Origin of the sequence: Marinomonas communis, from assembly GCF_004363305.1 — a bacterium.
GTDB classification, from domain to species: Bacteria; Pseudomonadota; Gammaproteobacteria; order Pseudomonadales; family Marinomonadaceae; genus Marinomonas; species Marinomonas communis.
The window spans coordinates 50,026-76,343 of sequence record NZ_SNZA01000007.1; the positions used below are offsets into that span (position 1 = coordinate 50,026).

26 protein-coding genes are annotated in these 26,318 nt (G+C 45.8%); 4 read left to right on the forward strand and 22 right to left on the reverse strand.

The window, feature by feature from the left end:
• The 7 genes from C8D85_RS16840 to ffh form a co-directional block, all read right to left on the reverse strand.
• On the reverse strand, window positions 1–1,302 hold the full coding sequence (locus tag C8D85_RS16840; protein ID WP_133564970.1) for a homoserine dehydrogenase: 1,302 nt from the start codon (window positions 1,300–1,302) through the stop codon (window positions 1–3).
• A gap of 152 nt (window positions 1,303–1,454) precedes the next feature.
• Window positions 1,455–2,162 (reverse strand): thioredoxin fold domain-containing protein, encoded by a 708-nt coding sequence (locus tag C8D85_RS16845; RefSeq protein ID WP_133564972.1) that lies wholly within the window; start codon window positions 2,160–2,162, stop codon window positions 1,455–1,457.
• A 104-nt stretch (window positions 2,163–2,266) separates the two neighbouring features.
• Window positions 2,267–2,629, reverse strand: a complete 363-nt coding sequence (rplS, locus tag C8D85_RS16850) for a 50S ribosomal protein L19 (protein WP_133564973.1) — start codon at window positions 2,627–2,629, stop codon at window positions 2,267–2,269.
• 70 nt (window positions 2,630–2,699) lie between these two features.
• Window positions 2,700–3,452, reverse strand: a complete 753-nt coding sequence (trmD, locus tag C8D85_RS16855; RefSeq protein ID WP_133564975.1) for a tRNA (guanosine(37)-N1)-methyltransferase TrmD — start codon at window positions 3,450–3,452, stop codon at window positions 2,700–2,702.
• A 20-nt stretch (window positions 3,453–3,472) separates the two neighbouring features.
• Window positions 3,473–4,018 carry a ribosome maturation factor RimM gene (gene rimM, locus C8D85_RS16860; protein WP_133564976.1) on the reverse strand — a complete coding sequence of 182 codons (546 nt, stop codon included), beginning with the start codon at window positions 4,016–4,018 and terminating at the stop codon, window positions 3,473–3,475.
• A 15-nt stretch (window positions 4,019–4,033) separates the two neighbouring features.
• On the reverse strand, window positions 4,034–4,282 hold the full coding sequence (gene rpsP, locus C8D85_RS16865) for a 30S ribosomal protein S16 (RefSeq protein WP_133564978.1): 249 nt from the start codon (window positions 4,280–4,282) through the stop codon (window positions 4,034–4,036).
• 152 nt (window positions 4,283–4,434) lie between these two features.
• A complete protein-coding gene (ffh, locus tag C8D85_RS16870) occupies window positions 4,435–5,814 on the reverse strand; it encodes a signal recognition particle protein (RefSeq protein WP_133564979.1) in 1,380 nt (459 codons plus the stop codon).
• Window positions 5,815–5,942: 128 nt separating this feature from the next.
• Between ffh and C8D85_RS16875 the strand changes: the two genes are divergently transcribed.
• The 3 genes from C8D85_RS16875 to C8D85_RS16885 all read left to right on the forward strand — a co-directional run bounded on the left by C8D85_RS16875 (window position 5,943) and on the right by C8D85_RS16885 (window position 8,589).
• Entirely contained in the window at window positions 5,943–6,710 is a 768-nt protein-coding gene (locus C8D85_RS16875) for a cytochrome C assembly family protein (protein WP_133564981.1), read from the forward strand.
• Between the two features lie 71 nt (window positions 6,711–6,781).
• The gene (locus tag C8D85_RS16880; RefSeq protein WP_133564983.1) at window positions 6,782–8,038 is read left to right on the forward strand and encodes an HlyC/CorC family transporter; all 1,257 of its coding nucleotides are present in this window, start codon (window positions 6,782–6,784) and stop codon (window positions 8,036–8,038) included.
• An 11-nt stretch (window positions 8,039–8,049) separates the two neighbouring features.
• Entirely contained in the window at window positions 8,050–8,589 is a 540-nt protein-coding gene (locus C8D85_RS16885; protein ID WP_133564985.1) for an NUDIX hydrolase, read from the forward strand.
• On the opposite strand, the gene C8D85_RS16890 is transcribed toward C8D85_RS16885, so the two are convergent.
• The 3 genes from C8D85_RS16890 to C8D85_RS16900 are packed head-to-tail and all read right to left on the reverse strand — an operon-like array spanning window position 8,576 to window position 10,134.
• Window positions 8,576–8,884, reverse strand: a complete 309-nt coding sequence (locus tag C8D85_RS16890; RefSeq protein ID WP_133564987.1) for a YqfO family protein — start codon at window positions 8,882–8,884, stop codon at window positions 8,576–8,578. The genes C8D85_RS16885 and C8D85_RS16890 overlap by 14 nt on opposite strands.
• 37 nt (window positions 8,885–8,921) lie before the next feature.
• A complete protein-coding gene (locus C8D85_RS16895) occupies window positions 8,922–9,782 on the reverse strand; it encodes a DUF72 domain-containing protein (protein WP_244937047.1) in 861 nt (286 codons plus the stop codon).
• A 1-nt stretch (window position 9,783) separates the two neighbouring features.
• The gene (locus C8D85_RS16900; RefSeq protein WP_342353334.1) at window positions 9,784–10,134 is read right to left on the reverse strand and encodes a GreA/GreB family elongation factor; all 351 of its coding nucleotides are present in this window, start codon (window positions 10,132–10,134) and stop codon (window positions 9,784–9,786) included.
• Between the two features lie 93 nt (window positions 10,135–10,227).
• On the opposite strand from C8D85_RS16900, the gene gmtY reads away from it, so the two are divergent.
• On the forward strand, window positions 10,228–11,550 hold the full coding sequence (gene gmtY / locus C8D85_RS16905) for a gamma-mobile-trio recombinase GmtY (RefSeq protein WP_133564991.1): 1,323 nt from the start codon (window positions 10,228–10,230) through the stop codon (window positions 11,548–11,550).
• A 616-nt stretch (window positions 11,551–12,166) separates the two neighbouring features.
• On the opposite strand, the gene C8D85_RS16910 is transcribed toward gmtY, so the two are convergent.
• From C8D85_RS16910 to C8D85_RS16965, 12 genes are all read right to left on the reverse strand, one after another.
• On the reverse strand, window positions 12,167–12,475 hold the full coding sequence (locus tag C8D85_RS16910; protein WP_133564993.1) for a Dabb family protein: 309 nt from the start codon (window positions 12,473–12,475) through the stop codon (window positions 12,167–12,169).
• A 31-nt stretch (window positions 12,476–12,506) separates the two neighbouring features.
• A complete protein-coding gene (locus tag C8D85_RS16915; protein ID WP_133564995.1) occupies window positions 12,507–13,523 on the reverse strand; it encodes a Gfo/Idh/MocA family protein in 1,017 nt (338 codons plus the stop codon).
• 47 nt (window positions 13,524–13,570) lie between these two features.
• A complete protein-coding gene (locus C8D85_RS16920; protein WP_133564997.1) occupies window positions 13,571–15,205 on the reverse strand; it encodes a GMC family oxidoreductase in 1,635 nt (544 codons plus the stop codon).
• 50 nt (window positions 15,206–15,255) lie between these two features.
• Window positions 15,256–16,368 carry an ABC transporter ATP-binding protein gene (locus tag C8D85_RS16925; RefSeq protein ID WP_133564999.1) on the reverse strand — a complete coding sequence of 371 codons (1,113 nt, stop codon included), beginning with the start codon at window positions 16,366–16,368 and terminating at the stop codon, window positions 15,256–15,258.
• A 16-nt stretch (window positions 16,369–16,384) separates the two neighbouring features.
• Complete coding sequence (locus C8D85_RS16930) at window positions 16,385–17,254, reverse strand: carbohydrate ABC transporter permease (protein WP_133565150.1); 870 nt, start codon at window positions 17,252–17,254, stop codon at window positions 16,385–16,387.
• 13 nt (window positions 17,255–17,267) lie between these two features.
• On the reverse strand, window positions 17,268–18,224 hold the full coding sequence (locus tag C8D85_RS16935) for a carbohydrate ABC transporter permease (protein ID WP_133565001.1): 957 nt from the start codon (window positions 18,222–18,224) through the stop codon (window positions 17,268–17,270).
• A gap of 65 nt (window positions 18,225–18,289) precedes the next feature.
• Window positions 18,290–19,558 carry an ABC transporter substrate-binding protein gene (locus C8D85_RS16940; protein ID WP_133565004.1) on the reverse strand — a complete coding sequence of 423 codons (1,269 nt, stop codon included), beginning with the start codon at window positions 19,556–19,558 and terminating at the stop codon, window positions 18,290–18,292.
• Between the two features lie 75 nt (window positions 19,559–19,633).
• Window positions 19,634–21,175 carry an aldehyde dehydrogenase family protein gene (locus C8D85_RS16945; protein WP_211342227.1) on the reverse strand — a complete coding sequence of 514 codons (1,542 nt, stop codon included), beginning with the start codon at window positions 21,173–21,175 and terminating at the stop codon, window positions 19,634–19,636.
• 1 nt (window position 21,176) lies between these two features.
• Window positions 21,177–21,971 carry an enoyl-CoA hydratase/isomerase family protein gene (locus C8D85_RS16950; protein WP_133565006.1) on the reverse strand — a complete coding sequence of 265 codons (795 nt, stop codon included), beginning with the start codon at window positions 21,969–21,971 and terminating at the stop codon, window positions 21,177–21,179.
• A gap of 14 nt (window positions 21,972–21,985) precedes the next feature.
• Window positions 21,986–23,575: an acyl CoA:acetate/3-ketoacid CoA transferase gene (locus C8D85_RS16955; protein ID WP_133565008.1), complete on the reverse strand. Its 1,590-nt coding sequence runs from the start codon at window positions 23,573–23,575 to the stop codon at window positions 21,986–21,988.
• Between the two features lie 594 nt (window positions 23,576–24,169).
• Window positions 24,170–25,198 carry a LacI family DNA-binding transcriptional regulator gene (locus tag C8D85_RS16960; protein WP_133565010.1) on the reverse strand — a complete coding sequence of 343 codons (1,029 nt, stop codon included), beginning with the start codon at window positions 25,196–25,198 and terminating at the stop codon, window positions 24,170–24,172.
• Between the two features lie 21 nt (window positions 25,199–25,219).
• A complete protein-coding gene (locus tag C8D85_RS16965) occupies window positions 25,220–26,185 on the reverse strand; it encodes a sugar kinase (protein ID WP_162847617.1) in 966 nt (321 codons plus the stop codon).
• Window positions 26,186–26,318: the final 133 nt, after the last annotated feature.

Consider the following 26,318-nt stretch of genomic DNA (forward strand, 5'->3'; position numbering starts at 1 on the left):
TTACGCCAGATTTTCTACACGGATGCGCTGAACAGCGCCTGCAACATCTGGCAAAGCTTCGATTGCTGCAATAGCAGCATTCATATTGCGTTCTTTCACGTCATGAGTCATGACAACAAGCGGTACTAGATCACTGCCTTCACGTTCGCGCTGAATCACAGACTCAATGCTGATGCCGTTCGTTGACAGGATTTGGGTAATGTTCGCGAGTACGCCTGCACGATCTTGAATCGTCATGTTTAGGAAGAAGCCACATTCGATTTCTTCCATCGGTAATACGGCTTCATCAGACAGTTGATCCGCTTGGAATGCCAAGTGTGGCACACGATTCGTTGGATCAGCAGTCAAGGTACGTGCTACATCGATAATATCAGCAACAACAGAAGAACCTGTTGGCAATGCACCCGCGCCAGCACCGTAAGTCAATGTAGGGCCGACTGCGTCGCCTTTTACCATGACAGCGTTCATTACGCCGTTTACATTAGCTAGCAGGGCTTTCTTAGAAATCAATGTTGGGTGAACACGAAGCTCAACACCTGCCTTGGTGCGACGAGCAATACCAAGATGCTTGATGGCATAGCCCATTTCCTGAGCAAAGGATACGTCTTCTGCTGTGATACGGCTAATGCCTTCAGTGTAAGTTTTTTCAAACTGAAGCGGGATACCGTAAGCAATCGATGCAAGAATGGTTAGCTTGTGTGCCGCGTCAATACCTTCTACATCAAAGGTTGGATCAGCTTCAGCATAACCAAGCGCTTGTGCCTCTTTAAGCACATCATCAAATGCACGGCCTTTTTCTGTCATCTCAGTCATGATGAAGTTGCCAGTACCATTAATAATACCAGCCAACCATTCGATCTTATTTGAAGACAGACCTTCACGAAGGGTTTTGATAATTGGAATACCACCAGCTACAGCGGCTTCAAAAGCCACCATGACACCTTTCGCCTGAGCTTTTTCGAAAATTTCATTCCCATGCTCGGCAATCAATGCTTTGTTGGCAGTAACAACATGCTTACCATTTTCGATGGCAGTTAATACAAGCTCTCTAGCCACGCTAGTGCCACCGATTAACTCAACAATGATGTCGACTTCTGGGTTGTTGGCCACATCAAAAATATCGCGGGTAATATCAATATCAGTGGTATCACAGGTAGGATTGTCACGACGTGCGCCAATTTGCCCTACAACAATGCTTCGGCCTACACGTCGTGTAATTTCTTCTGCATTGTCCTGCAGAATGTTAAATGTACCGGAACCTACTGTTCCAAGACCACAAATTCCGACTTTTACCGGTTTCAAAACGATACCCCACAGCTGACGGTTTTAATAATATTGATACTCGCTGATACCTAGCGATTTTTAGATCAATGATTATACCGTCAGAAGCGGATAAACCCAACGCAGAAAAGACTGAACTGCCCCATTGTTTGGTAGATTCTTTGGCTATAACGCTATAGGTTTAGTTCTTTTGCCAACTCATCTGCCGGTAAGTAACCCGGGATGAATTTGCCATTATCTAAAATAATACTTGGTGTACCTCTGACCCCAACAGCATTTCCAAGACGATACTGGCTTGCAATAGGGTTCGTACATTTATTCTCTGGCACCTCACGACCAAGCTTCGCCTCGGTCATCCACTTTTTTGGATCGTCAGAACACCAGATATTAACCATGGTGTTGTAGGCTTCAGAGCCGATCCCTGCACGTGGATAAGCTAAATATCGTACCGTGATACCGCGCTCATTAAGGTCTTCAATCTCTTTGTGTAACATACGGCAATAACCGCAATCGACATCGGTGAACACGGAAATATGAGCTTTTTCATCTTTCGCTTTGAACACCACCATGTCAGACTCAGGCAGTTGCTCAATCTTCGCCAGCTTCTTCTGCTCTGTTTCATTAATCAGCTGTTTCTCTTGAACTTGGTACATGTCACCCGCGACAAAATACCGCCCATCTGGCGTCACATGAAGAATTGGACCGTTATTCAATGTCACAACATACAACCCACTACCCTCATGCTGCTCAATAGACTCGATTGAATATTGCGGTAAGGCGTTGGCCATTGCGGCTTTGACTTCTTGTTCCCCAGCACTTGCTTGCATGACACTGAACAGTGTTAAAGCGGCAACTGCAGCTTGTTTGATTACCCGTTCCATACTGACCTCTGAATATCGTAGTTTGCCTATTAGGCCACCATAAGCTGATGAAGTTCCATAAAAAAAGGCGACCTAAGTCGCCTTTTTTTAATTCTACGGAGAGATTAACGTTTAGCCAATTTCTCTTTGATACGTGCAGACTTACCTGAACGATCACGTAGGAAGTAGATTTTCGCTTGACGAACGTCACCGCGACGTTTCACTTCAATGCTATCAACTAGTGGGCTGTAAGTTTGGAATGCACGCTCAACGCCTACACCACTAGAGATTTTGCGTACAGTGAACGCAGAGTTTAGGCCACGGTTGCGTTTTGCAATTACAACACCTTCGTAAGCCTGTAGACGCTCACGAGTACCTTCTTTAACTTTTACTTGAACAACAACAGTATCACCAGGACCGAAAGCCGGGATCTCTTTTGTCATTTGTTCTGCTTCTAGCTGTTGAATCAGCTTAGTTTTGTTGCTCATGGATGTGACTCCTAATGAATATGGTTTCTTATCAGCGCGAAGGTTTAACGTTCTGATAAGCTCGCGATTCTTACTCTGCCGAGGTTGAAACTTCAGTCTCACGAATAAACTCTTTTAACAACTCTTGCTGTTCCTTGTCCAACTCAAGGTCTTGCAGGAGGTCAGGCCGACGTTGCCAAGTTCTTCCGAGCTTTTGCTTTAATCGCCAGCGCCGTATCGCCTCATGGTTGCCGCTAAGTAGTACAGGTGGTACAGGTTCACCTTCAAGTACCTCGGGGCGAGTATAGTGAGGGCAATCAAGTAATCCATCGGCAAACGAATCTTCATCTGCAGAGGCTTGTTTACCAAGCACCCCCGGCACCATGCGAAAGACAGAGTCCATCAACACCATAGCCGGTAACTCTCCACCACTTAGGACAAAGTCGCCAATTGACCATTCTTCATCAACCTGAGATTGAATCAAACGCTCATCAACGCCTTCATAACGGCCTGCTACCAGAATAAATTCTGCTTCTTTAGCAAGCTGTTGCACGCCTTCCTGTGTGAGCGTGCGCCCCTGAGGGGATAGATAAATAACTTTTGCATTGGGAACCCATTGTCTAGCGTCCTCAATTGCATCTTTTAGGGGCTGAACTTTCATCAGCATCCCAGGGCCACCACCATAAGGACGATCATCGACCGTTTTGTGTTTGTCATGCGCAAAGCTTCTTGGATTAAAAAAATCCACTTCCACTATGCCAGATTTTACTGCTCTGCCCGTTACACCATGTTGGGTAATGGCTTGAAACATCTCTGGAAACAGCGTTACTACACCGATTCGCACCCTAGGCCTCGTTCGATCTATTAGAAGTCTGGATCCCAATCCACAACCATTTCCTGTTTATCTAAATCAATGTTTAAAACAAACTGATCTGGCACGTAGGGAATCAAACGCTCTTCACGATCGTAACTGCCTTCACAACCTCGTACCACCAACACATCGTTTGCACCGGTTTCCATCAGTTGCGAGACTTTACCTAGAAGAACACCCTCTTTGGTAATCACCTTTAGACCTTCTAGTTGAGACCAGTAAAATTCACCGTCCTCAAGCTTAGGAAGATCCTTTGCATCAATATAGATATCCATACCGCAAATCTCTTTTACAAGATCACGATCGTTATACCCTTTAATTGCTGCTACCAATCCGCGCCCTTGAGTGCGACCTTGGCTTAGTTCTACGACTTTCCACCCACTAGGAGTTTTCAGCCACCAATGCTTGTAATCAAAGATCCCAACCATTGGATCGGTGTGCGAATATAACTTCACCCACCCTTTAACACCATAAACTGATGTAATGCGTCCAACCACAAGCGCCTGCTCAGGAGCTTTCGCCTGTTTTACAGTAGACATAGCATTACCTCAGTATTAAGCGTTTTTGCCAGCTTCTTTAACAAGCTGAGCAACACGGTCAGAAAGCTGAGCGCCTTGGCCTACCCAGTGATTAACACGGTCTAGGTCAACACGTAGACGTTCTTCTTGACCACGTGCAACTGGGTTGAAGAACCCTACACGTTCGATAAAACGACCATCACGAGCACGGCGGCTGTCAGCCACGTTCAAGTGATAGAATGGGCGCTTCTTAGAGCCACCACGAGAAAGACGAATAGTTACCATATGATTGGTTCCTTATTGCTTAACGAAACACCTCTTGTTAGGCTCTTTATGAGACCTACTACAAGAAGGCGGCATATTCTAGTCGATTCGACACCAAAACAAAAGGGCGAATTGATCGCCCTTTAAACATTTTTTCATTCTATATCGGTGTTTTAGAATTTCGGGAAATTCCCACCGCCAGGTAAACCACCTGGCATCATGCCCCCTAGGCCACGCATCATTTTCTTCATGCCACCTTTGGAACTGAATTTTTTCATCATCTTCTGCATTTGTTTGTGCTGTTTGAGCAGACGATTAAGGTCTTGAATCTGCAAACCTGCCCCGGCAGAAATACGCTTTTTACGTGAGCCATTGATCACATCTGGGTTGCGGCGCTCTGCAGGGGTCATAGAGTTAATCAGCGCTTCCATTTGCACGAACATTTTATCGTTCACTTTATCTTGGATATCACCTAGCTGTCCCATACCTGGCAGCTTATCTAACATAGACGTCATACCGCCCATGTTTTTCATCTGCTGTAGCTGCTCGCGAAAGTCTTCTAGATCGAAGCCTTTACCTTTTTTCAGCTTGCCAGCTAGTTTCTCTGCTTTATCCTTATCGATCTTCTGCTCAGCCTGCTCGATCAAAGATAGCATGTCGCCCATGCCAAGAATTCGAGACGCTAAACGATCAGGATGGAATGGTTCCAGAGCATCGGTCTTTTCACCCACACCCAAGAACTTGATTGGTTTACCAGTGATATGACGCACAGATAACGCCGCACCACCACGCGCATCACCGTCGGTCTTGGTTAAGATCACACCTGTTAATGGCAGGACATCACCGAACGCTTTAGCGGTATTAGCTGCGTCTTGACCAGTCATGGCATCCACGACAAACAGCGTTTCAACCGGATTAATAGCTCCGTGAAGAGCTTTAATCTCCGCCATCATGTCTTCGTCAATCGCTAAACGACCTGCGGTATCGACGATCAGCACATCTTTGTGAGCCTTTTTCGCCACGTCGATAGCATTATTGGCAATATCAATCGGCTTCTGAGAAATATCACTTGGAATGAAATCGACACCGATATCATTAGCAAGTGTTTCTAACTGTTTAATCGCAGCAGGACGGTAGACGTCCGCACTGACCACAGCTACTGATTTCTTCTGGCGCTCTTTTAAGAATTTTGCCAGTTTACCAGCAGAGGTGGTTTTACCTGCACCTTGTAGACCAGCAAGTAAGATAATCGCTGGAGGCGTGGCGCGAAGATTCAATTCATCGTTAGCCTGCCCCATGACCGCTTCGAGCTCTTGCTTAACGATCTTTAGGAAAACCTGACCAGGACTTAAGCTGCGAGTTACTTCGGTACCAACCGCGCGCTCTTTCACCGCATTAATAAAGTCTTTTACCACGGGCAACGCGACGTCAGCTTCCAACAACGCCATGCGCACTTCACGCAATACATCTTTAATATTGTCCTCGGTGAGTTTGGCGCGACCACGAATCCGGTCTAAGGATGACGTTAAACGTTCTGATAAATTGTCAAACATGTTGCCCTCAAAAATTTGCTCTAGATGGAAAAAACCGCTTTATTCAGTTTATCCAAGGTGAAATTGACTTTATTATAACGAAGATTTGATCGTCACCCTATAGTTTTAACCAGTGGATCGGCTTATACATGACACATCTTTCGCTTTGGCTCGCTTGTATTCTATCGCTAACGGCTGGGGGCACTTATTATTTGCGCCCTGGCGTTCGTACTACTCAAACATTGGGCGCCATCACAATTGTTGTGCATACCATGGCCCTGATTCAGTTACTTGGCAGCAAAGACGGTTTCGACTTCTTAACCATTGGCCTTTTGATCGCTTTGATCGGTAACTTGCTTTTGTGGTTTAGCAATCGAGATAAGGATCTCTCTTTGCTACTGTCGATCGCTTTCCCTCTCGCCTCAATCATCATTGCTTTAAATGCTATTGAACCTTGGAACTTACAACAACTCCATAGCTCATCCCTTGGCACCTCTCTACACATTTTGATCGCATCTGTCGCTTACAGTCTATTCACCGCAGCCTGTGGCGTCGGCATTTTGCTTGCAATTCAAGAGTACCAACTCAAGCATCATCGCCTAAAGCAACTGTTACGGGTTCCTCCATTACAGGTACTAGAGCGATTAATGTTTGAATTTATTTGGGCGGCGTTTGTCTTACTGAGCATAACGATCGCCACAGGCTTTTATTTTATTGAAGACATGTTTGCGCAACACCTTGTACACAAGACCGTCTTTACCATTGCATCTTGGTTTGTATTTGCAGGTTTGCTAGGTGGCCGTTTGTACCTTGGCTGGCGTGGGCAGCTCGCAGTAAAACTAACTTTAAGCGGATTCGTACTATTAATGATTGGCTACTTTGGCACTCAAATAGCAGTCGAAATCATCAATAAATGATCAGGATATTTGACAGGACTTACAGCAAACCTAATAATCCGATCAGATTCTATAATTGAGGCATAATTTTTTTGAACGAAGTTCCCTTAAGTATTCTAGGCGGAATACTGTTTTTTCTAATCATTTTATCTGCATTCTTCTCCAGCTCTGAAACAGGCATGCTGTCGATCAATAAGTATCGACTGAAACATCTTGTTAAAAGCGGGCATCGCTCGGCTAAGAAAGCCAGCAAACTATTAGAACGCCCTGACCGTCTCATCGGCGTCATTCTGATTGGTAACAACTTCGTTAACATCTTGGCATCTGCTATTGCAACGATTATCGCTGTGCGAATCTGGGGCGACGCAGGTGTTGCCATTGCAACCGCCGTTCTGACTTTGGTTGTTCTTATTTTTGCCGAAGTCACACCTAAAACCATGGCCACAATTCACCCTGAGAAGATTGCTTTCCCAGCTTCTTGGGTATTAACCATCTTACTTAAAGCCCTTTATCCCCTCGTTGTTATCGTTAACACCATGTCTAATGGTTTAATGCGCCTAGTCGGCGTAAAACACGCCCATGGTAACCATGACAAGCTGGGATCTGAGGAGCTTCGCACCGTTGTTAATGAAGCCAGCGGTCTAATCCCCGCAGCTCACCAAGAGATGCTTTTGTCTATCTTAGACTTAGAGAAGGTCTCTGTTGAAGACATTATGGTGCCGCGCAACGAAGTAATCGGCATCGATATCGAAGACTCGATTGAAGAGATCATTCAGCAAATTTGTGATTCTCGACACACACGTATGCCAGTCTACAATGGCGAGATCAACAAGGTAATTGGCATCCTCCATGCCCGTCATGCTGCGCAGTTTTTGCGTGAAGAAAACCCATCTAAAGCAGCCCTTCTAAAAGCAACATTGGAACCGTACTTCATTCCAGAAAGCACCTCTATCAACACAGTGCTACTAAACTTCCAGAAAGATCACCAACAAATGGGGATCGTTGTGGATGAATATGGTGACGTTCAAGGTATTGCTGCGCTTGAAGACATCCTAGAAGAAATTGTGGGTGAGTTCACACCGCCACAAGAGGATGAAGAGGAAGAGATCACTCTACTAGATGATGGCTCTTTCCGCATCGAAGGCTCCACACACATTCGTGACATCAACAAAGCGCTAAGCTGGCATCTACCGACTGATGGCCCAAAAACACTTAATGGTCTTATTATTGAGACATTAGAGTTTATTCCGGAGCATCCGATCAGCCTTTGGGTCGACAATTACATGATTGAGATTCAAGAAATCGAAGATAAAGTGGTTAAATTCGCGCGCTTAGAACACAAACGCTAACAGGTGACATTATGAGATTTTGCCCGAAATGTGGTCATCAGGTGAACATGGAAATCCCCGCTGGAGATAACCGCGAGCGCCCTGTATGCCCTAGCTGTGAGTTCATTGACTATGACAACCCTAGAATGATCACAGGCACGATCCCATTATACAAGGGTAAAATCTTACTTTGTAAGCGCAGCATTGAGCCGCGCCTAGGCTACTGGACTCTTCCTGCCGGCTTTATGGAAAATGGTGAAACAACATTAGAAGGGGCGTTGCGTGAGACCCTTGAAGAAAGTGGCTCGCAAGCCATTGCTAAGCAACCCTTCTCTATGATCAGTATTCCGCATGTTAACCAGGTTCATCTGTATTACCTAGCAGAGCTTGCACAAGCGGACTTCCACCCCACATCTGAAAGCTCAGAGGTGGAGTTATTCGAGCTGGATAATATCCCATGGGAAGAACTTGCTTTCAGCAGCGTCACCAAAACGCTGGAATACTTCCTAGAAGATCATAAAACTGGCCAGTATGGCTTCCACGAAGATAAAATCCTCGTTAACTCTCAATAGCAATAAAATGATAAGCCACTTCTTCGTAGGGGTGGCTTAGTTTCAGTGCCCTTACCACCGCATCTTTGAATTCCTTCAACAACACCATCTCTACGCGATATTCGTCTACAGCTTCTAACAGACCAGACTGACCAATAAAGGGATTAGCCATATCAGATGGCCGAAACTGCCCTTGTCCTTTTACTTGCCAACAACAGGCTTCATATTCACCTATCTTGCCAGCACCAGCGGCAAACACCGCCTCTTTAACGATTTCCAAGTGCGTTTCTGGCACGTAAAACACCAATGAATACATCACAACCTCTTTTTTCTACCACTCGCAACCTACTACTCTAAAGCAACCCCATTTGCTCACTCTGAACAGGTAAAGCGACCTGTGGCGAATAGCCTGCTAGCGAGGCCAGTAGCTTTTCATCTAGCCAGCTTGCCAGAGTTGGCGCAGCTATGTTGTCAGAGGAATGCACAAACACCGTGGGCTCACGTCCCTCTTCTAGCCATTGGGAAAGCTTAGCTACCCATTGATCAAGCCAAGTATGATTGCGCTCCAAATCAGGGTGGCCAATAAATCGCACCACAGGATGCGTGGCCGTCGCGATAGCATGACATGGCACTCTAGGCTTTTTACGTTGAGCATCAATCAAGCTTTCACAATATGCTTCTGTTGAAAACACAGGTCGCGAATCCATTACAACTTTATCGCACTGGGCGTTTGCCAACAGGCGCAATAACGCGCTTTCGTTTTCTGCTTTATCAAAAAACGCCAAACTACGCACCTCTACACTTAAAGGTGTAGCCAGTGTCCAGCTTTGACAAAGATTAAAGATAATCGGCAGATGTCGTGGCTCAACTGCCGCAGGAAACTGCAGCATAGTGGGGCCTAACAAATGCTCTATCGGCCTCAGCAACTCCTGAAACTCCGCCCAAGCCTTATAACAATCCGCTTCCCCCACCTCTTCAAACTGATGCGAGATATGCCGCGGCACTTTAAACACAAAGCGAAAGCTTTCGCCGACCTGTGACGCCCAACGTTCAATTTGCTCAGGTGCCACATCCGTATAAAACGTGCTTCCTACTTCGACACTGTTAAAGTATTTCGCGTAATGCCCTAATCTGGCCCCCGTTACCTCTGAACGCGGGTACAAATAATCCACCCAAGCAGGATGCTGCCATTGAGCCATACCAAAACGAATCACGTTATACTGGCTCCACGTACTCTATCAGCTCAATAAAATACGTCTTCTCACCGCCTGCACGGCGCAATAGCACCTCATCTCCTTCTCGGCGCTTTAACAAGGATTTAGCCACAGGGGAGTCCATACTGATGTAGTCGTCGTTATGATCAATTTCGTCCGGGCCAACAATACGAAAGCGCTCCTGGTTCCCCTCTTCATCTTCTAGAGTGACCCAAGCACCAAAAAATACAATTGAGCGATCTAGCGGCAATCGATCAACTACTGTGCACTGATCTAAACGCTTCTCCAGGTAACGCACACGACGGTCAATCTCACGCAGCTGCTTCTTGCCATAGATATATAAGAACCCCATATAAAAACATACTATTTCATTGTTGAGGTGGATAGGATCTCGTATCATTGGACTCTAATCTCTATAAATTGCTCAGGTTAAGAGAACACCGATATGGCGTATGTTAGAAAAATCAACACAAGATACACCGACAGCTTCAGCAGTCTAACCTTTGAGCTACCTGCATTGATCACAGAAAAGGGAGTAATTATATCTCATCTTAGGTACTTAGCGTGGTTCAACACTAAAAGTGACTCATGGAAAGAGCGTGCAATATTTTCTTTAAAACTGCTTGTAGAATATATAAATGCAACCCCTAACCATGAGAAAGGATATGAACTTCTTAAAGCTTTTAGAGACTCTCTAGCTACCGGAACAATAGACTACGAAACTTGCGATGATGCTCTAGGGCTTTTCTGGCGACCTCGAAGTACAAATGACATTAACAATATTTTGCATCACCTCAACCACTATACAGACTTTCTGGCCCTGCAAGATGATTACAATGACCTTCGTGTGAATCCGTTTAGAAAAGCCTCAAACTATGAAGAGAGACTCAACTGGTGTGCATACTACAATAAACAAAAGAATGTCTTTTTAAATCATTTAAGTGATTATAGCGATGCAAAATTAAAAGCCCAAAGAGCTAGGTGGGTAACATCTCTGCCTAATCTAAAAATAGATAATGACAAGGTTGTCAGGTTCCCTGAAGAGCATATTGATGACCTGATGTATAAAGGGTTTGAAAATAAAGGAACTCCTGATTATAAAATGCAGGCAATGACCACCTTACTGCACTACGGCGGAGTTAGAACCAGTGAAGTATTTCACATTTATACTTCAGATATAATTTTGCACCCGACTAGGCCTGATGAAGCCTTGGTAAGAATTTATCACCCTGAATATGGTAGCGCTCCTGATCCAAGGTATAAAAACCGAAAAGAATACCTAAATCTAGAATTCAAGCAACAACCAAGAAATAAAATCCCTAGAACAAAACGGCTTCATGCTGGTTGGAAGGGTGCGCTCTTAACAGATAATCGAAATTTTTTTGAAGTTGTCTTTAACCCAGCTTCTAAAGCAAAAGAGTTCTTAGATCTCTGGATTTTATATCTTAAGTATCAGCGGGTTGAACCGGAAGGAAACTCATCACACCCTTATGCATTTACAAACAGCAAAGGCGAACCTGAAACTGAAAAAAATTTCCAAAGGCAGCATAAAAATGCCGTTGAAAAAATTGGGCTAGAAGCAAGAAAAGAGCACGGAACGACACCTCATGGCCATAGACACGCGTATGGATATCGATGCAGAAAATCTGGTCTAGAGCCTATTGAGATTCAAAAAGTGATGCATCACAAGTCTCACACTTCGTGTTTAGTTTATATCAAGCCAACAAATGAAGAGATAAGAGAAATAATGAGGCGAAACGAAAATTAAAGGTTACCTAGATAAGAATAGGCAATATAGGAAAACCGGCAAATTAAATAACTATTACCTTTATAAAATATGAATAAACTGATCTCTTATTTATTGTGACTTCCCAAGCAGTTTCTTTATAAAGACAGTAAAAAATAAGCACATATTATTTTATATAAGCAGCGCTGAGGAAACTTCTAGTAATACTATAGATAGATAAAATTTTCGATGATACAAGAAAAAAAAGCAGACCTACAGGCCTGCCAAACGAGAGTGACAACCGATCATTGCCACACGCACATGTGAGAAATGAAAGAAATACTTCAGTTACTAAGTTCAACTTTCTTTAATCGAACTTACTCCTCTGTCATTCTTTTTAAGTTTGCATCGTCGCTTTACTTGTTATCATAAAACAGCGTACGGATTATGTATTTGCAATACTGTGAGGCACATTGGCGTTTGCGCATAAGAAAAGAAGCCATCTCAAGGGGAAAAAGAGCAAGTATTTTTCAAAGTTATTATCCTATTACACCCCTGAACATTATTTTAAGAATGTTAGGACTTACCCAAAATATATACCAGCGTTTCAGGATGAAACTGAACCCAGCGGGTATGAAGACACGCTGGGCGGAATGGTTTATAGGTTTGCCCAAAAATCAAAAGCTAATGGCATCGCTAGTAGTGGATCGACAATACCTTGAAAGGCTTTGTGCTCCGGGTGCATTAAATAGACATCACGGTCAGCTTCACTAAGGAAGGTCAGGACATATCCATGTGTATACCCGTGAGCAATACCTTCTGGTGAATTATTAGTCCCCATTTCAAAAGAGTGAATGGCCGAAATTTTATCTTTTAAAGCAGCAAATTCTAGGTTGGCATGCTTAATCTGTTCTTCAGTAACACTGTCCTTAAATTGGAATAGTACAATATGATTCAGCTTTTTCATGATATTGCCCTGTTTATTCGTTTCTATTCGTTCATAAAATAACGCGTTCGACACAACGGGATTCCAACGCCTGTTTAACGCTCAAAGCAACAGTCAGCGAACGAACACCATCCTCTCCTGTAGCAGCAGGCGTGCCTTCACCGTTCATGGCTTCGACAAAGCGCCGCGTACCCTCTATGTACAAGTTTCGATGTGGAATATCCAACGTCTTGCGAGTAAGCTCACCGTCATCATTACGCTGCTGCAGAACTAGTTCACCAATAGGCTCTTGGGTCAGACAGTTAGTACCAATTAGAGTACCCTTCTCTCCTAGAATCTCGATCCCTGTTTGCGAGTGCCCAGTTTTGAAGCCTTCATGTACCTGAGCCATAATCCCACTATTGTAATTCCAAATCATCATAACCGCGTCTTCTACACCTGCAGCTCGAGAGGCCTGATCTGTTAACGCGGTCACTTCACTGGGGTACTCATCCAACAGATAAGCCAGAGTGTCTGCGTCATGTACTGTAATGTCCAACACCACTCCTCCACCATTGTTAGAGGTCAAGCGCCAAGTTTTCAGTTTGGCAGGTAACGCAACCGCATGAAACACTCGCACGTTTTGTACCTTTCCAATAATCCCTGACTGAAGACAGGATTTTGCAGTGGCTAACAAGGCGGAGTTACGCAAATGATGATTGGTTGCCAGCACAACACCATGCTTCTCACACTCAGCTACCATATCTTTCGCTTGTTGAATATCTAGTGCCAGCGGTTTCTCACAGAGCACGTGTTTGCCTGCCTGAGCAGCCTGAATGGCCTGTTTAAAGTGCAGTTCATTGGTAGTACTGATATACACAGCATGCACCTGCGGATTGTTCAACAGGTCTGCCAAACTCTCAGCTGCATGCTCTATAGAATGCTCTGCAGCAAAGGCCTGTCCGCGTAAAGCATCACTGCTTAATACAGACACTACCTCATGGCCTTCCTGCGCGCGAATGGCATCTATCATATAGCTACTGGCAATGTTACTGGCGCCAATAAGCCCCCAACCGGTTATAGTTGTCATACTTATCTTCTCCTAAATTCAAATGGTTTGCCGGCGCACCGCAAACCCTATACACGACCTAGAATATGGTCTGCGCCTTTTTCTGCAATCATGATGGTCGGTGCGTTGGTGTTGCTAGACACCACATAAGGCATAACCGAGCTATCCACCACACGAAGCCCTTCAACTCCCCGAACCTTGAGATCCGGACTAACCACCGCCATGGGATCACTATCAGCACCTATTTTGCAGGTTCCGACAGGATGATAATCGGTTTTGCAGAATCTCATGGCGTATTTGGCAATTTCATCATCTGTCTTGACATGAAGACCAGGATCCGCCTCCCCCTTTATGTAAGGTTTAAAAGCGTCCTGATGCAGGATCTCTCGCGCCAGTCGAAAGCCTGCAATAGACATTTTTCGATCATAAGGATCGGCCCAATAATTGGGGTCAATCAAAGGCGCCTGACGCACATCTGAACTCTTCAGTTTTACCGTACCACGGCTTCGTGGCCTTAGGAATGCGGAGTTCAACGTCACCCCGTTCCGCAATGGCCTCAATCCGTGTTCAAGGCCTGAGCCGGCTAGAAAGTGGAACTGTATATCCGGTGACATAGCGTTTTTGTCTGCGTACCAGAAACCACCAGCATCGCACAGGTTGGAAGCAACCGGACCGGTTTTAAAAAGAGCATATTGCAAACCAGCCCAGGCCGAATGCAACGGACTCTTATATTTGTCGGCGCTGAAATCCCCTTTACACTCACCCACAACAAACAAATCCAAATGGTCTTGTAAGTTTTCCCCTACACCTGGCAAATCGACTTTGCATTCAATACCCAGTTTGCGAAGCGCATCTGCTTGACCTATGCCTGAGAGTTGTAAAAGTTTGGGGGAGCCGATCGCACCTGCGGTGACCAACACTTCTTTTGCAGCCAAGACCGATTGTGGTCGCGACTCTCCCTTTTGCGCAAAGCGTACTCCTTTGGCAACATTTCCTTCTAATATCACCTCTGTCACCAGAGTCGATGTCAGAATGTCCAAGTTCGCGCGTGACAACACCGGCTTCAAATAGCAAACAGGTGCACTACTACGATAACCATTTCGGTTAGTCAGCTGGTAATACCCAATTCCTTCCTGTGTATGACCATTAAAATCGTGGTTATAAGGAATCCCCGCCTGTTGGGCTGCTCGCACGTAAACAGTACTCAGACTTTGAGGTACTGGATCAGACACTTTCAGAGGTCCGTCCTGACTATGGTACTCGTTGACGTAACGTTGATTCTCTTCCGCTCGCAGAAAGTACGGCAGCACCGACTGATAATTCCAGCCAGTAGCTCCACCATCCTTTTCCCAAGCGTCGTAATCATAGCGATGCCCTCGTGTATATACTTGAGCATTTATGGAGCTACCTCCTCCGAGTACACGCGCTTGAGTAAACCAGACTTCGCGATTATTTAAGTTCCGTTGTGGGACCGTTTTGTAACCCCAGGAATGGGAGTTGCCTGTCAATTTGGCAAAACCCACAGGCATGTGAATGTATGGATGTGAATCCGGTCCTCCAACTTCAATGAGCAATACAGACACATCGGGGTCTTCCGAGAGACGATTGGCCAGCACGCATCCAGCTGGACCACCACCAGCAATCACGTAATCGTATTGAGGTTTGAGCGAATGAACTTTTTTTGCTGATGAACGAAAAAACATGATTGAGCCTTTAAGAATAATACCTTTAATACAGAGCCTTGCTACCGCCGTTAGATCCGCGCTTGTGTCGTCGAATCAAAGAAGTGTACATGAGACATATTTATGGCAAATTCAGCCGTAGTATTCGACTCGACCGCACTAACTGCTTTGCAGCGGGCGCTCACTTCCTGATCATTGAACTGCACCACGGCGATGGTGTCTGGGCCTGTTGGCTCAACGACTTCAACCCGGCAACTCACTTCCACAACTGTTTCCGACAAACGCGTAGTGTCATCTTTTTCAACAATGTCTTCCGGGCGAATTCCCAGAGTTACATTCTCCCCTATATAAGGGGTAAGACGAGGAGCCAACTTTTGAGCAATAGGCAAGGCGTATTGTCCCGATCCAGAATTAACTTGCGCATACAGTTGCCCGTCGTTACTGGCAATGCGTGCACTGACTAGATTCATGGAAGGCGACCCCATAAAAGTTGCCACAAAGGTATTTGCTGGTTCGTAGTAAATGTCGCGAGGCGCTCCTAGCTGCTGCAATACACCGTCTTTCATGACAGCAATTTTCGTTGCCAAGGTCATGGCCTCAATTTGGTCGTGTGTGACGTATACAATAGTAGCCTGTAATCGCTGGTGCAGTTTTTTAATTTCGGTGCGCATATCGACCCGTAACTTTGCATCCAAGTTAGACAGAGGTTCATCAAAGAGAAAAATCTTGGGATCGCGAACCAAAGCACGCCCCATGGCCACACGTTGACGCTGTCCACCAGAAAGGTGCCCTGGTTTGCGGTTCAATAGATGAGCGATTTGCAGCATATCCGCTACTTCGGCAACAGCTTTGTCTTGCTGGTCTTTTGGCACTTTACGAATTTTCATGCCAAAGGCAATGTTGTCACGAACCGTCATATTCGGATATAGGGCGTAGGATTGAAACACCATGGCAATATCCCGTTCACTAGGATGAAAACGATTCACCACTGCTTCGTCAATCACAATGTCCCCGGAGGAAATTTCATCCAGTCCGGCGATCATATTCAACAATGTAGACTTACCACATCCGGAAGGGCCAACTAGTACTAGAAAATCACCACTTTCAATCTCAATATTGATATTCTTCAGAATGCTCAGTGATTCGTAGGATTTACAGATATTTTGTATTTTTAATGAAGACATAATGACCTTCCCGTAATTAACCTTTAACAGACCCGGCCATCAGACCGCGAACAAAATAACGACCGGCAACGATGTACACCAGCAGTGTTGGTAATGCTGCCAGCACCGCAGCTGCCATATGGATGTTGTATTCTTTTACACCAGTAGAAGAGTTCACTAGATTGTTTAGCGCCACGGTAATCGGCGCAGCATCACCTGAGTTGAACGAAGCACCGAACAGGAAGTCGTTCCAGATATTAGTAAACTGCCAAATAATAGATACGACAATAATGGGGCCAGAGCAGGGCAACAGCACACTCCAGAAAATCCTAAAAAAACGCGCACCATCAATTTTTGCAGCGCTAATAAGTTCATTCGGAAAAGCGATGTAATAATTACGGAAGTACATAGTCGAGAAACACACACCGTAGACCGTATGAACCAGAATCAACCCCGTAGTAGAGGCCGCCAGCCCCATCTGCCCTAGTACGGTGGCCATGGGATAAAGCACCACTTGATAAGGTACAAAGCAGCCAAACAGAATAATGCCGTAAAGCCAGTTGTCGCCTTTAAAACGCCATTTGGTCAGGACATATCCGTTCAATGCGCCAATCACTGTGGAGAGAATGACCGCTGGCACTGTCATTTTCAGCGAATTGAAAAAATAGGGTGAAATACCGTTGCACTCAATACCAATACATGCAGTACCCCAAGCAGCTTTCCAAGAGTCTAGCGTCCAATTTGAAGGTAGAGTCATCAAGTTGCCAAGACGAATTTCATCCAGCGTTTTAAACGAGGTAACCAAAGCCACAAACAGAGGCATTAGATAAACCATCGCAAAAAATATCAGTAGTCCATAAATAATGCAGCGGGCAAATCGGGCACCGAAGGTACCGGCATTCGCCATGGAGTAATCATGACTAGACACGTTTTTCTCCTTTTAATTCTGAATACAGGTAAGGAACAATCACTGCAGCTACGGTAAAGAGCATGATCATGGCACTCGCAGCACCTACGCCAAGTTGGTTTCGGGTAAAGGTATGTGTATACATAAATGTCGCAGGTAACTCTGTTGCGAAACCCGGCCCGCCACCTGTCATAGCAATAACCAAGTCATAACTCTTGATGGCCATGTGCGCCAAAATAACGAAGGCAGTCATAAACATAGGGCGCAACTGAGGCAGAATAATGTTCCAGTAGATACGAGGCATGGAGGCCCCATCGATGCTTGCTGCTTTAACCTGATCCTGATCGATACCTCGCAATCCCGCAAGAAACATCGCCATGACGAACCCAGAAGCCTGCCAGACCCCAGCCAGGATAATGGTATAAATGGCCATATCACTATCGATGATCCAATCAAATTGAAAATTCTCGAACCCCAAGTCGTGCATTAGTTTTTCGATACCAAGACCGGGATTCAGCATCCATTTCCAAGCCGTTCCGGTGACGATAAAACTCAGAGCCATGGGATACAGGAAAATAGGGCGCAGTATCCTTTCCCCACGAATTTTCTGGTCCAGCAGAACGGCCAAAGCCAACCCCACTAGGATGCAAACTAAAATATACAAAATGCCAAATACGGCGAGATTATCTAACGCCTGTGCCCATCGTGGACTATTAAACAATCGCTCGTACTGATCCAGCCCGGCAAACTCATAGTTCGGAATCATTCTTGACTTGGATACCGAGACATAGCCGGTCCAGAGAATAAATCCATATACAAAAACCGCAGTTACAGCCAACGTAGGAGAAAGAACTAATTTAGGTAGCCATTCCTGAAAGAACGCCTGTAATCCGCCTCCTCGAACAGCTTCACGTTTGGTTTTTGAGCGCTTCGACAGAAGTCTATCCCGCGAATAAGGTTTTACATTCATAATTGTTCTCGTGATCTGCAAAGTGAGCTCAAACGGGCAGCTTAGTGCCCGTTCTAGACGACGCCTTACATGGCGCCCTGAACTAATGACACCAGGGTCTTCGCTGCGGTTTCAGATGATGCACTACTATTAAAGTGATCGGTCACCGCATCGACGATAGCACCTTGAATGGCAGCCTGGTTAGCATGCCCGTGGGCGATAGAGCCAAACATAGTACCTTTCTTCACCGCATCTTTTAGGTCGGCCATAGATTTTTGACCACAGGCATCAAAATTGGTGGGGGACACCGCCAAGTTGGCCGGAATTGAGCCTTTGACTATGTTGAACTTTTCCTGAAAGTTTTCATCCATGACGGATTGCGCCATAGCAAGTTGAGCCTTTTTACGCGCATCTTCCACTTCGAACATGGCGAACTGGTCGGAGTTATAAATAAAAGTGCCGCTCGTACCTGGGTACTCAAAACACAGGAAGTCCTTGTTAGGTAGCTTTCCGGCATTGATGAATTCTCCCTTAGCCCAATCGCCCATGATTTGCATAGCAGCATCACCACGAATGACCATGGCAGTTGCAATGTTCCAGTCACGCCCTGAGAAATTGTCATCTACCAGTCCACGCACTGCTTTCATCTGATCGAATACCTTCACCATGGTCGGGCTTGACAAAGCGTCTAAGTCCAGATCTACAAAAGCTTTTTGATAGAATTCAGGGCCACCCACACTCATGACTACACTGTCAAAAATAGTGGCTTCCTGCCAAGCCTGACCGCCATGCGCTAGAGGTATGTAGCCAGCTTTGCGAATAATGTCAGAAATGGCGAGCAGTTCATCAAAAGTGGTCGGAACGGCAAGATCCAGGTCATCAAATATCTTTTTATTAGCCCAGATCCAGTTAGTGCGATGGATGTTCACTGGGACTGATACCCACTTTCCATCATATTTAGAGAAGCGCTGAAGGTCGGGGGGGACAAGTCGGTCCCAATCATTTTTTGCCGCCAATTCGTTCAAATTCGCCAGAGTTCCCTGCTCCGCCCACTCCTGAATGGAAAATCCAAGCATTTGTACAGCGGTAGGCGGCTCGCCAGAAAGTACTCTTGCTCTCAATGTAGTTTTGGCGTTATCACCGCCGCCACCAGCAATAGCAAGATCCTGCCATCCGTACCCTTGCTTTTCTAGGTCGGCTTTTAGTATCTGTAAGGCTTTGGCCTCACCACCCGATGTCCACCAGTGCAGCACTTCCACGTCTTCAGCAAACGCAGGCAGAGTGAACGTAGACAGAGCTATAGCAGCGGTTAGTGCTTTGACAGAAAAGCGTGGCTTTGCATATAAACTGCTCATTTTTATATCCTCGTTATTATTATTTGATATTGCGCGGTTAAAGCTTTGGGCATCCCTGCCCGAAAAATCCTTTGCTCAACTCGGATCGGCTGAGCTAACCCACATAGCGGTGCGTTCACCGATATGCATCTGAATCGTTTTAATTTCGGTGTACTCTTCTACGCTAAGACGCCCTAGCTCACGGCCCAGTCCGCTCTGCTTGTAGCCGCCAAATGGTAATTCGGGAAAACCGTCCATAAATGTGTTAATCCAAACCGTTCCAGCCTGGATCTTTTTCGACGCAGTCAAACAATTGTCAATGTCTTTCGACCAGATAGAGGCCGACAAGCCAAACTCGGTGGAGTTTGCAATGGCAATTGCTTCGTCCAAATCGGTAAAGGTCAGCGCAGTCAGCACGGGGCCAAAGATTTCTTCATGACAAATAACATTGCCTGAATTGGCAGAACGAATTATGGTGGGCGCCAGATACAAACCAGTATCATGTTCAATGCGTTGCCCCCCCAGCAATAGGTTGTCGCCTTGCTCTTCTGCTTTGGCGATGTAACCAAGCACTTCATCAAGATGCCCTTCATGGATCATCGGCCCAACACGCACCCCATCTGCCAGAGGATTACCGACTTTTACCAGTTTGCTTTTTTCTACCACTGCGGCCAAAAAGTCGTCAGCAATACTTTCGTGCACTAATACTCGCGAACCGGAGTTACAGCATTCTCCCGCATTGAAATACACACCGAAGACAACTGCATCGACAGCTGCTTCCCAATCACAGTCTGGCATAATGATCTGAGGGTTTTTCCCCCCCAGTTCCATCGAGATTTTTTTCATACTTTGGGAAGCTTGAGCTGCAACCCGTTGGCCAACAGAGGTAGAGCCAGTGAAGGTCACCATATCGACACGCGGATCGGTCGCCATAGGTGCACCCAATGTGCGGCCAGAACCAATCAAAATATTGACTACACCAGCCGGTACACCTGCGCTCTCAAGAATCATAGCCAATTTGATGGTAGTACCGGATGTCAGCTCGGCTGGTTTCACAATAGCAGTACATCCAGCTGCCAGCGCAAAAGGTAGTTTCTGAGAAAGAATAAGGAATGGGAAATTCCAAGGGGTAATGCAAGACACTACACCCAAAGGCTCGCGCACAGTCATACCAACTTTGTTTGACCCAAGATTATGGTATGTGTCGCCATGGAGATTACGGGCCAGCGTAGCGGCGTAACGCCAGATATCTATAGAGCCCACTATTTCATCTTGGGCCTGCTGCAAAGGCTTACCCGTTTCCATAGACTCAAGTAGAGCAAATTCCTCCAATTGCGACTCAATCCCATCAGCAATTTTTAGCAGTATATTGGAGCGCTCAGCGCCAGTTTTGTCCGACCAGACACCCGAGTCAAAAGCTTTTCTGGCCGCATCAATAGCAGTGAGAGCATCCGCTTCATTGGCCTGCGCATATTGACCAACTAGATGGCCAAAAGCAGGACTGTAGCGGGACGACAGTTCTCCAGAAGAGCCTTCACAAAAGCAACCGTTGATATAGAGTTTCGATTGAAATGGAGTTGACTGCGCTTCGGTCAGCGCATTGTGAGATACAAAGTTCACATCATTTGGATTCATCATACTATTTACCTTCAAAATTCGGTGTACGTTTTTCGAAAAAGCTGTGCTTGCCTTCCAGCGCATCTTGAGTGCCACCAGCAACGGCGCTGGCCATGGCTTCCAATGTGGAAGCAAGACCTACCCCCATAGCAGCGTTCACAAGTTGTTTATTAAGTTGAATCGATATTGGAGCGGATCGGGCGGCGCTCTCGGCCCAGAACTGAGCATCGTCACAAGCGCTTTGATAGTCGGCTGCCAAAGATTGAATAAAACCAGCTTGCAAAGCCTCCTCAGCGCTCCACCATTTTCCAAACAGCGCCATGGCCTTCACCCAGCCAGCCCCCATTTCCTTTACTAGACGCTGGCTACCAGACCAGCCTGGGCAGGTGGCAATACTGGCTTCTGGTAAGGCAAAGCGTGCGTTCTTAGTGGCTATACGAACATCGGCCGCAGCAGCTAGCTCTAACCCTCCACCCAATGCAAGACCTGAAATCACGGCTACCACTGGTTGCCTCAGCCTTTCAAGACGGTCGAATATTCGGTGCCCTTGTTGAACCCAAAGCCGCCACATATCCAGCGGAGACAAATCTTTCCAAGCCTGGATGTCCGCCCCTGCGCAAAAAGCTTTACCTTCGTCTGCCAGCAAGACTACTGCTCTGATGGAAGAATCCAATTCAATTTGGTCTAGGTGTGACTCCAGTTGCTGTAACATGCTCAGTGTCAGGCAGTTCAATTTAGCAGCTCGTTGAATTCTCAGCTGAGCAATACCATTGTCAATTGACAGAGAAATAACGCCGGCTTCACTTGCTTGTGTCATGAGGTTCTCCCTATTTATTCTGTAACATCTGGATTCGAGCATTCAAAATCCGAGTCCATGTAAAGATCCAATGACATTTTTTTCGTCTCATCCGCTACCAACAAAGGAAAGTCAGCTTGATCCAGAATATCGCGTTGCAAATCAAAGCCTGGTGCCACCTCAACGACTTCAATTCCTTTTGTGGTAAGTTTCATAACACAACGCTCGGTGATATAGGTCACATCCTGCCCTTGCTGCAAGGCGCGCTGTCCGTTAAAAGTAATTTGCTCGACCTGACGAACTAGCTTTTTCGCTTTACCTTCTGCTTCCAAAGAAAGCCCGTTAGGATTGAGAGAGAGTTTCGCTCCTGCGGCAAACTGACCACAAAAAACAATACGCTTAGCGCGGTTCACAATGTCAATGAAGCCACCACACCCTGCTGTCAGATATGGGCGACCTACCAGCTTGGACACATTCACGTTGCCTTGCTCATCAATCTGTAAAAAAGAAAGAAAGGTCACATCAAAGCCTCCCCCTTGAAAATATACAAACTGATCGGATGAGCGCATGATGGCATTAGCATTGGCCGCGCAGCCAAAGGCAAATCCAAGCATAGGCATACCTCCAACGGCGCCCTGCTCAATTACCCAGGTTACTTCGCTGTTCCTCCCCTGCTCTAAAAGAATTCGAGGCACATTTGCGGAAATACCGAACCCCAAATTAGCAGTGTCGCCTTCTTTCAGCTCTTTGGCCGCACGTCGAGCAATTACTTTCTCTACAGACATTGGAACAGTTTCTAAATCCGTTTCTGGCACACGAATTTCACCTGAAATTGCCGGGTCATAAGGTGTTTGTGTAGTTTGAATCTGATTAGGGTCCACCACTACACAGTCCACCAGATGGCCAGGAATATGTACCTCCTGAGCCTTCATAGTACCCGCCGCCACAACACGCTTAACCTGAATAATGACTTTGCCACCACGGTTTTTAACGCACAACGCCTGATCCAGAGCGCCTAAAAAAGCTCCTTCCAGTTCGAAGCGGATATTGCCATTTTCATCAGCACTACTACCACGCAATATAGCCACATCCGGGGCAATGCTATTGAAGTGCAGCCAGGTTTCACCAGCAAACGAAACCTTTTTTACAATTGGCTGTGACTTAGCCAGTTCATTCATGGCACCGCCTTCCTGATCTGGATCCACATAAGTGCCTATCCCGACCTGAGTAAGCACTCCTGGCTTAAATACTGCTGCATCTCTATGCATATCAAAGATCACACCAGAAGGTAGGTTGTAAGCACTAATTTTATTGTCGATGATAGCTTTCCAAATTCTTGGCATGGGTTTGCTGGAGGGGCCACTAGGAAAGGAACCGGCAATCACACAGGTAAGAAGTCCGTCTATCGCCATATGATCAATACCGTCAATACCGTACAGATCACCAGCAGCTATAGGATGAATGGAAGTTAGTGAACTAGGCGAGCCACATTTTTTAAAGCGCTCAGCAACGGCTTTAAGCATACGGTCAGGGCAGTTCAGACCGCTAGAAGAGCTGACAGTTATGCAAGCACCATCCGGTATCAGGGCTGCAGCCTCGTCAAAAGAGTAAAATTTGTTGGTCATAGCAAATACCATTTTTAGTACCGCTGTGCTGCATAACCGTTTCTACTCTACGTATCAAAATTGGTTTAACAGCTCAGCATTACGATGATTTATTGTTATTTGGAACGTTCCAAATAAACTACACGCGAACCTACAAACAAGTCAAACAAAAAATTGGAACGTTCTAAAAATATTTATTGATAATACCGCTAGAGCCAGTTAACAGTGCACAAATTAATAAACAGGAAGATGGATTAGAGCCGAATGTTGCTAGGATCTTCTAAAGCGACATTTGGAGTGATGAGTAACGTTGCAAGATTGAAACAGTCAAGATTATTCAGCGATTAAAGCCTACGACTTGTTATATATCCTAGGAGAGGTTTTAGTAGGATACTAATCGATATAAAGAAAAGTTTATTACACCTGCGACTACACGAAGTAGCGCGCCATTTTGGGGCGAGAGGCTGAGTTTGGCTAGATAACTCGAATCAAGCATGGCGTGTTCATCTAATGCAACTCCGCCAGCCATAAAACCAGGAATTGGCATGAAACGCCCAACTCAAGATGATTCAGTTGGATCTCCCATAGCCCGCCAAAAACCCTACTAGTAAATTGTTAATCAGGTTGACGACCACTACTGTTTCGCACCACCAGTTCCACTGGTTTGACGATATGCACAGGCTGTTCAGTGTTATTTTCAATACGATGCAACAAACGCTCGGCGGCAGCACGACCAATATCATCGGAATTAGAGGCTACGCTCGTTAATGGCGGCGTGGTATGTGCTGCTGCGGCCACATTATCAAATCCGACAACACCAAATTCTTTCCCCACAGCCACCCCCAAATCATGCAGCCCCCAAAGCGTGCCGAGCGCAACCAGATCGTTGTAGCAGACACAAGCATCCAACTCCACATTCGGGCTCAGCATCAACTCACGAATCGCTTTTTCGCCGTTGGCACGAGTAGGCTGACAGGTATAGATATATTTTTCATCCACCCTCAAATCAAACTCCGACAAAGCCTGTTTATAGCCCTTCAATCGATCCTTGCGTATGGGTGTATCCAACCCGCCAATATAACCCACATGTCGATACCCCTGTTCCAATAGGTGGCGAGTGGCGAGATAAGTACCTTGTCGAACATCCGCTGAAATATAATCAAAGCTCTTATCTGGGTCCGGCAGTCGTCGAATCACGGAAACCACAGGTGTATTCTGCTGTTTCAATGCCTCAATGAACTGCTGGTCAGTGCCCTGAGCAGGACAAACAATAAAACCAGCAATCCGATGCTCTTTCATAATATTGAAATTGCGCAGCTGTACCTCAGCATCTTCCGATGTGTTAGACAGCAAAGCGATATAGCCCGAGTTGGCCAATCGCTTTTCCAGACCAACATACATTTCAGCGAAAAAGGGATTTGTGAGATCGTGTATGATAAGACCAACTATATTGGAGCTGCGGCTACGAAAATTGGCAGCATCTCGATTATAAACATAACCGATACGCTGCATAGCCTCTACCACCACCTTACGTGTTGCGGGTTTGACCAATGAACTGTTACGAATAACCAGAGACACAGTGGATTTGGATACACCAGCCTCTGAAGCCACATCGTTGATGGTAACACTGCTGTTTTTTTTCACACCCGACCCTTGTCTGATTGTTTATACACTTTGTGTATCTGGTTGATGCTTCTGTTTTAGCAAATTGTACTGCATCCTGGCCTCGTCGATAATAGCACCTTGCTGCTGTATAACCTGTTTGGCTAGTTCATGTCCGGCCTTTATCCCGGATTCTATCGTCTCACCATTCAGCCAGGCAAACAGAAAACCAGCATTAAAGGAGTCACCTGCCGCGGTAGTATCTACGACCTTAGGGATCAAATCGAGCATCACTGTTTGTAAAGGATTATGATGATCTTGAATCCAACACCTCCGACCACCGTCTTTGATAATTAGTTTTTGTGGATACTCTCGCTGAAACCTCTGTGCTACCGACTCATGATCAGTCTCACCAAACACATTTTGCTCATCTTCCAGTGAAATCAAAGCGACGTCGCTCAAATGGTACAGGGTTTCGAATGCACGTCGGCACTCTGCCAAATCGCGCCAGAGCCTAGCACGATAATTGTTATCGAATATAACGTATGCACCATCTGCTTTCGCTTCGTGAAGACACGTTATTAAACGAGCTCTAGCAGACGTATCTAAAATCGCCAGTGTAATGCCACTGACGAACAGACAACTCGCCGAAGTGAGTGCTCTTTGCCACTGCTCAGACTGTGGCTGGATAAACATTGCTCGAGCAGCCGATTCGGAGCGCCAAAATAAGAAATTGCGTTCGCCGTTTTCCTCATTTTCAATCATATACAAGCCAGGCAAGCGCACTGGATCACGATAGACATATTGGGTATTCAATCCTTCATCTTGCCATTCTCTCAATAACCAGTCACTCAGGTAATCCTGACCTAGGGCGGAGAAAAACTGTACCTGATGTCCCCCTTGAAAATGGCGATTTAATCGACTGAAGTACACAGCAGTATTCAGGGTATCCCCCCCGTAGCTTTGCTGAGTCCCACCTCGATGAGATGAAAACTCAACCATACACTCCCCTACAAAAGCAATTTTCATTACAGCCCTCCTGCGAGACATTTACTAACCTAAACATATAGCGCGGCAAGTATATTTTTCGAAGCAATTCGTGATGGAAACAAACCGATCACGATCGTTATTGACAAGCAATATATAATTTCTGTAGAGTTTT

Bases quoted from the DNA above. Each gene is read 5' to 3' on its own strand.
- C8D85_RS16920 (WP_133564997.1), bottom strand. From the start codon at position 15,205: ATGTTTTTTCGTTCATCAGCAAAAAAAGTTCATTCGCTCAAACCTCAA.
- C8D85_RS16945 (WP_211342227.1), bottom strand. From the start codon at position 21,175: ATGATGAATCCAAATGATGTGAACTTTGTATCTCACAATGCGCTGACC.
- rimM (WP_133564976.1), bottom strand. From the start codon at position 4,018: ATGTCTACTGTAAAACAGGCGAAAGCTCCTGAGCAGGCGCTTGTGGTT.
- rpsP (WP_133564978.1), bottom strand. From the start codon at position 4,282: ATGGTAACTATTCGTCTTTCTCGTGGTGGCTCTAAGAAGCGCCCATTC.
- C8D85_RS16950 (WP_133565006.1), bottom strand. From the start codon at position 21,971: ATGACACAAGCAAGTGAAGCCGGCGTTATTTCTCTGTCAATTGACAAT.
- C8D85_RS16890 (WP_133564987.1), bottom strand. From the start codon at position 8,884: ATGTATTCATTGGTGTTTTACGTGCCAGAAACGCACTTGGAAATCGTT.
- C8D85_RS16885 (WP_133564985.1), top strand. From the start codon at position 8,050: ATGAGATTTTGCCCGAAATGTGGTCATCAGGTGAACATGGAAATCCCC.
- C8D85_RS16935 (WP_133565001.1), bottom strand. From the start codon at position 18,224: ATGAATGTAAAACCTTATTCGCGGGATAGACTTCTGTCGAAGCGCTCA.
- C8D85_RS16940 (WP_133565004.1), bottom strand. From the start codon at position 19,558: ATGAGCAGTTTATATGCAAAGCCACGCTTTTCTGTCAAAGCACTAACC.
- C8D85_RS16925 (WP_133564999.1), bottom strand. From the start codon at position 16,368: ATGTCTTCATTAAAAATACAAAATATCTGTAAATCCTACGAATCACTG.
- rplS (WP_133564973.1), bottom strand. From the start codon at position 2,629: ATGAGCAACAAAACTAAGCTGATTCAACAGCTAGAAGCAGAACAAATG.
- C8D85_RS16875 (WP_133564981.1), top strand. From the start codon at position 5,943: ATGACACATCTTTCGCTTTGGCTCGCTTGTATTCTATCGCTAACGGCT.
- C8D85_RS16910 (WP_133564993.1), bottom strand. From the start codon at position 12,475: ATGAAAAAGCTGAATCATATTGTACTATTCCAATTTAAGGACAGTGTT.
- ffh (WP_133564979.1), bottom strand. From the start codon at position 5,814: ATGTTTGACAATTTATCAGAACGTTTAACGTCATCCTTAGACCGGATT.
- gmtY (WP_133564991.1), top strand. From the start codon at position 10,228: ATGGCGTATGTTAGAAAAATCAACACAAGATACACCGACAGCTTCAGC.
- C8D85_RS16900 (WP_342353334.1), bottom strand. From the start codon at position 10,134: ATGGGGTTCTTATATATCTATGGCAAGAAGCAGCTGCGTGAGATTGAC.
- C8D85_RS16915 (WP_133564995.1), bottom strand. From the start codon at position 13,523: ATGACAACTATAACCGGTTGGGGGCTTATTGGCGCCAGTAACATTGCC.
- C8D85_RS16965 (WP_162847617.1), bottom strand. From the start codon at position 26,185: ATGAAAATTGCTTTTGTAGGGGAGTGTATGGTTGAGTTTTCATCTCAT.
- C8D85_RS16955 (WP_133565008.1), bottom strand. From the start codon at position 23,575: ATGACCAACAAATTTTACTCTTTTGACGAGGCTGCAGCCCTGATACCG.
- C8D85_RS16930 (WP_133565150.1), bottom strand. From the start codon at position 17,254: ATGGCGAATGCCGGTACCTTCGGTGCCCGATTTGCCCGCTGCATTATT.
- C8D85_RS16845 (WP_133564972.1), bottom strand. From the start codon at position 2,162: ATGGAACGGGTAATCAAACAAGCTGCAGTTGCCGCTTTAACACTGTTC.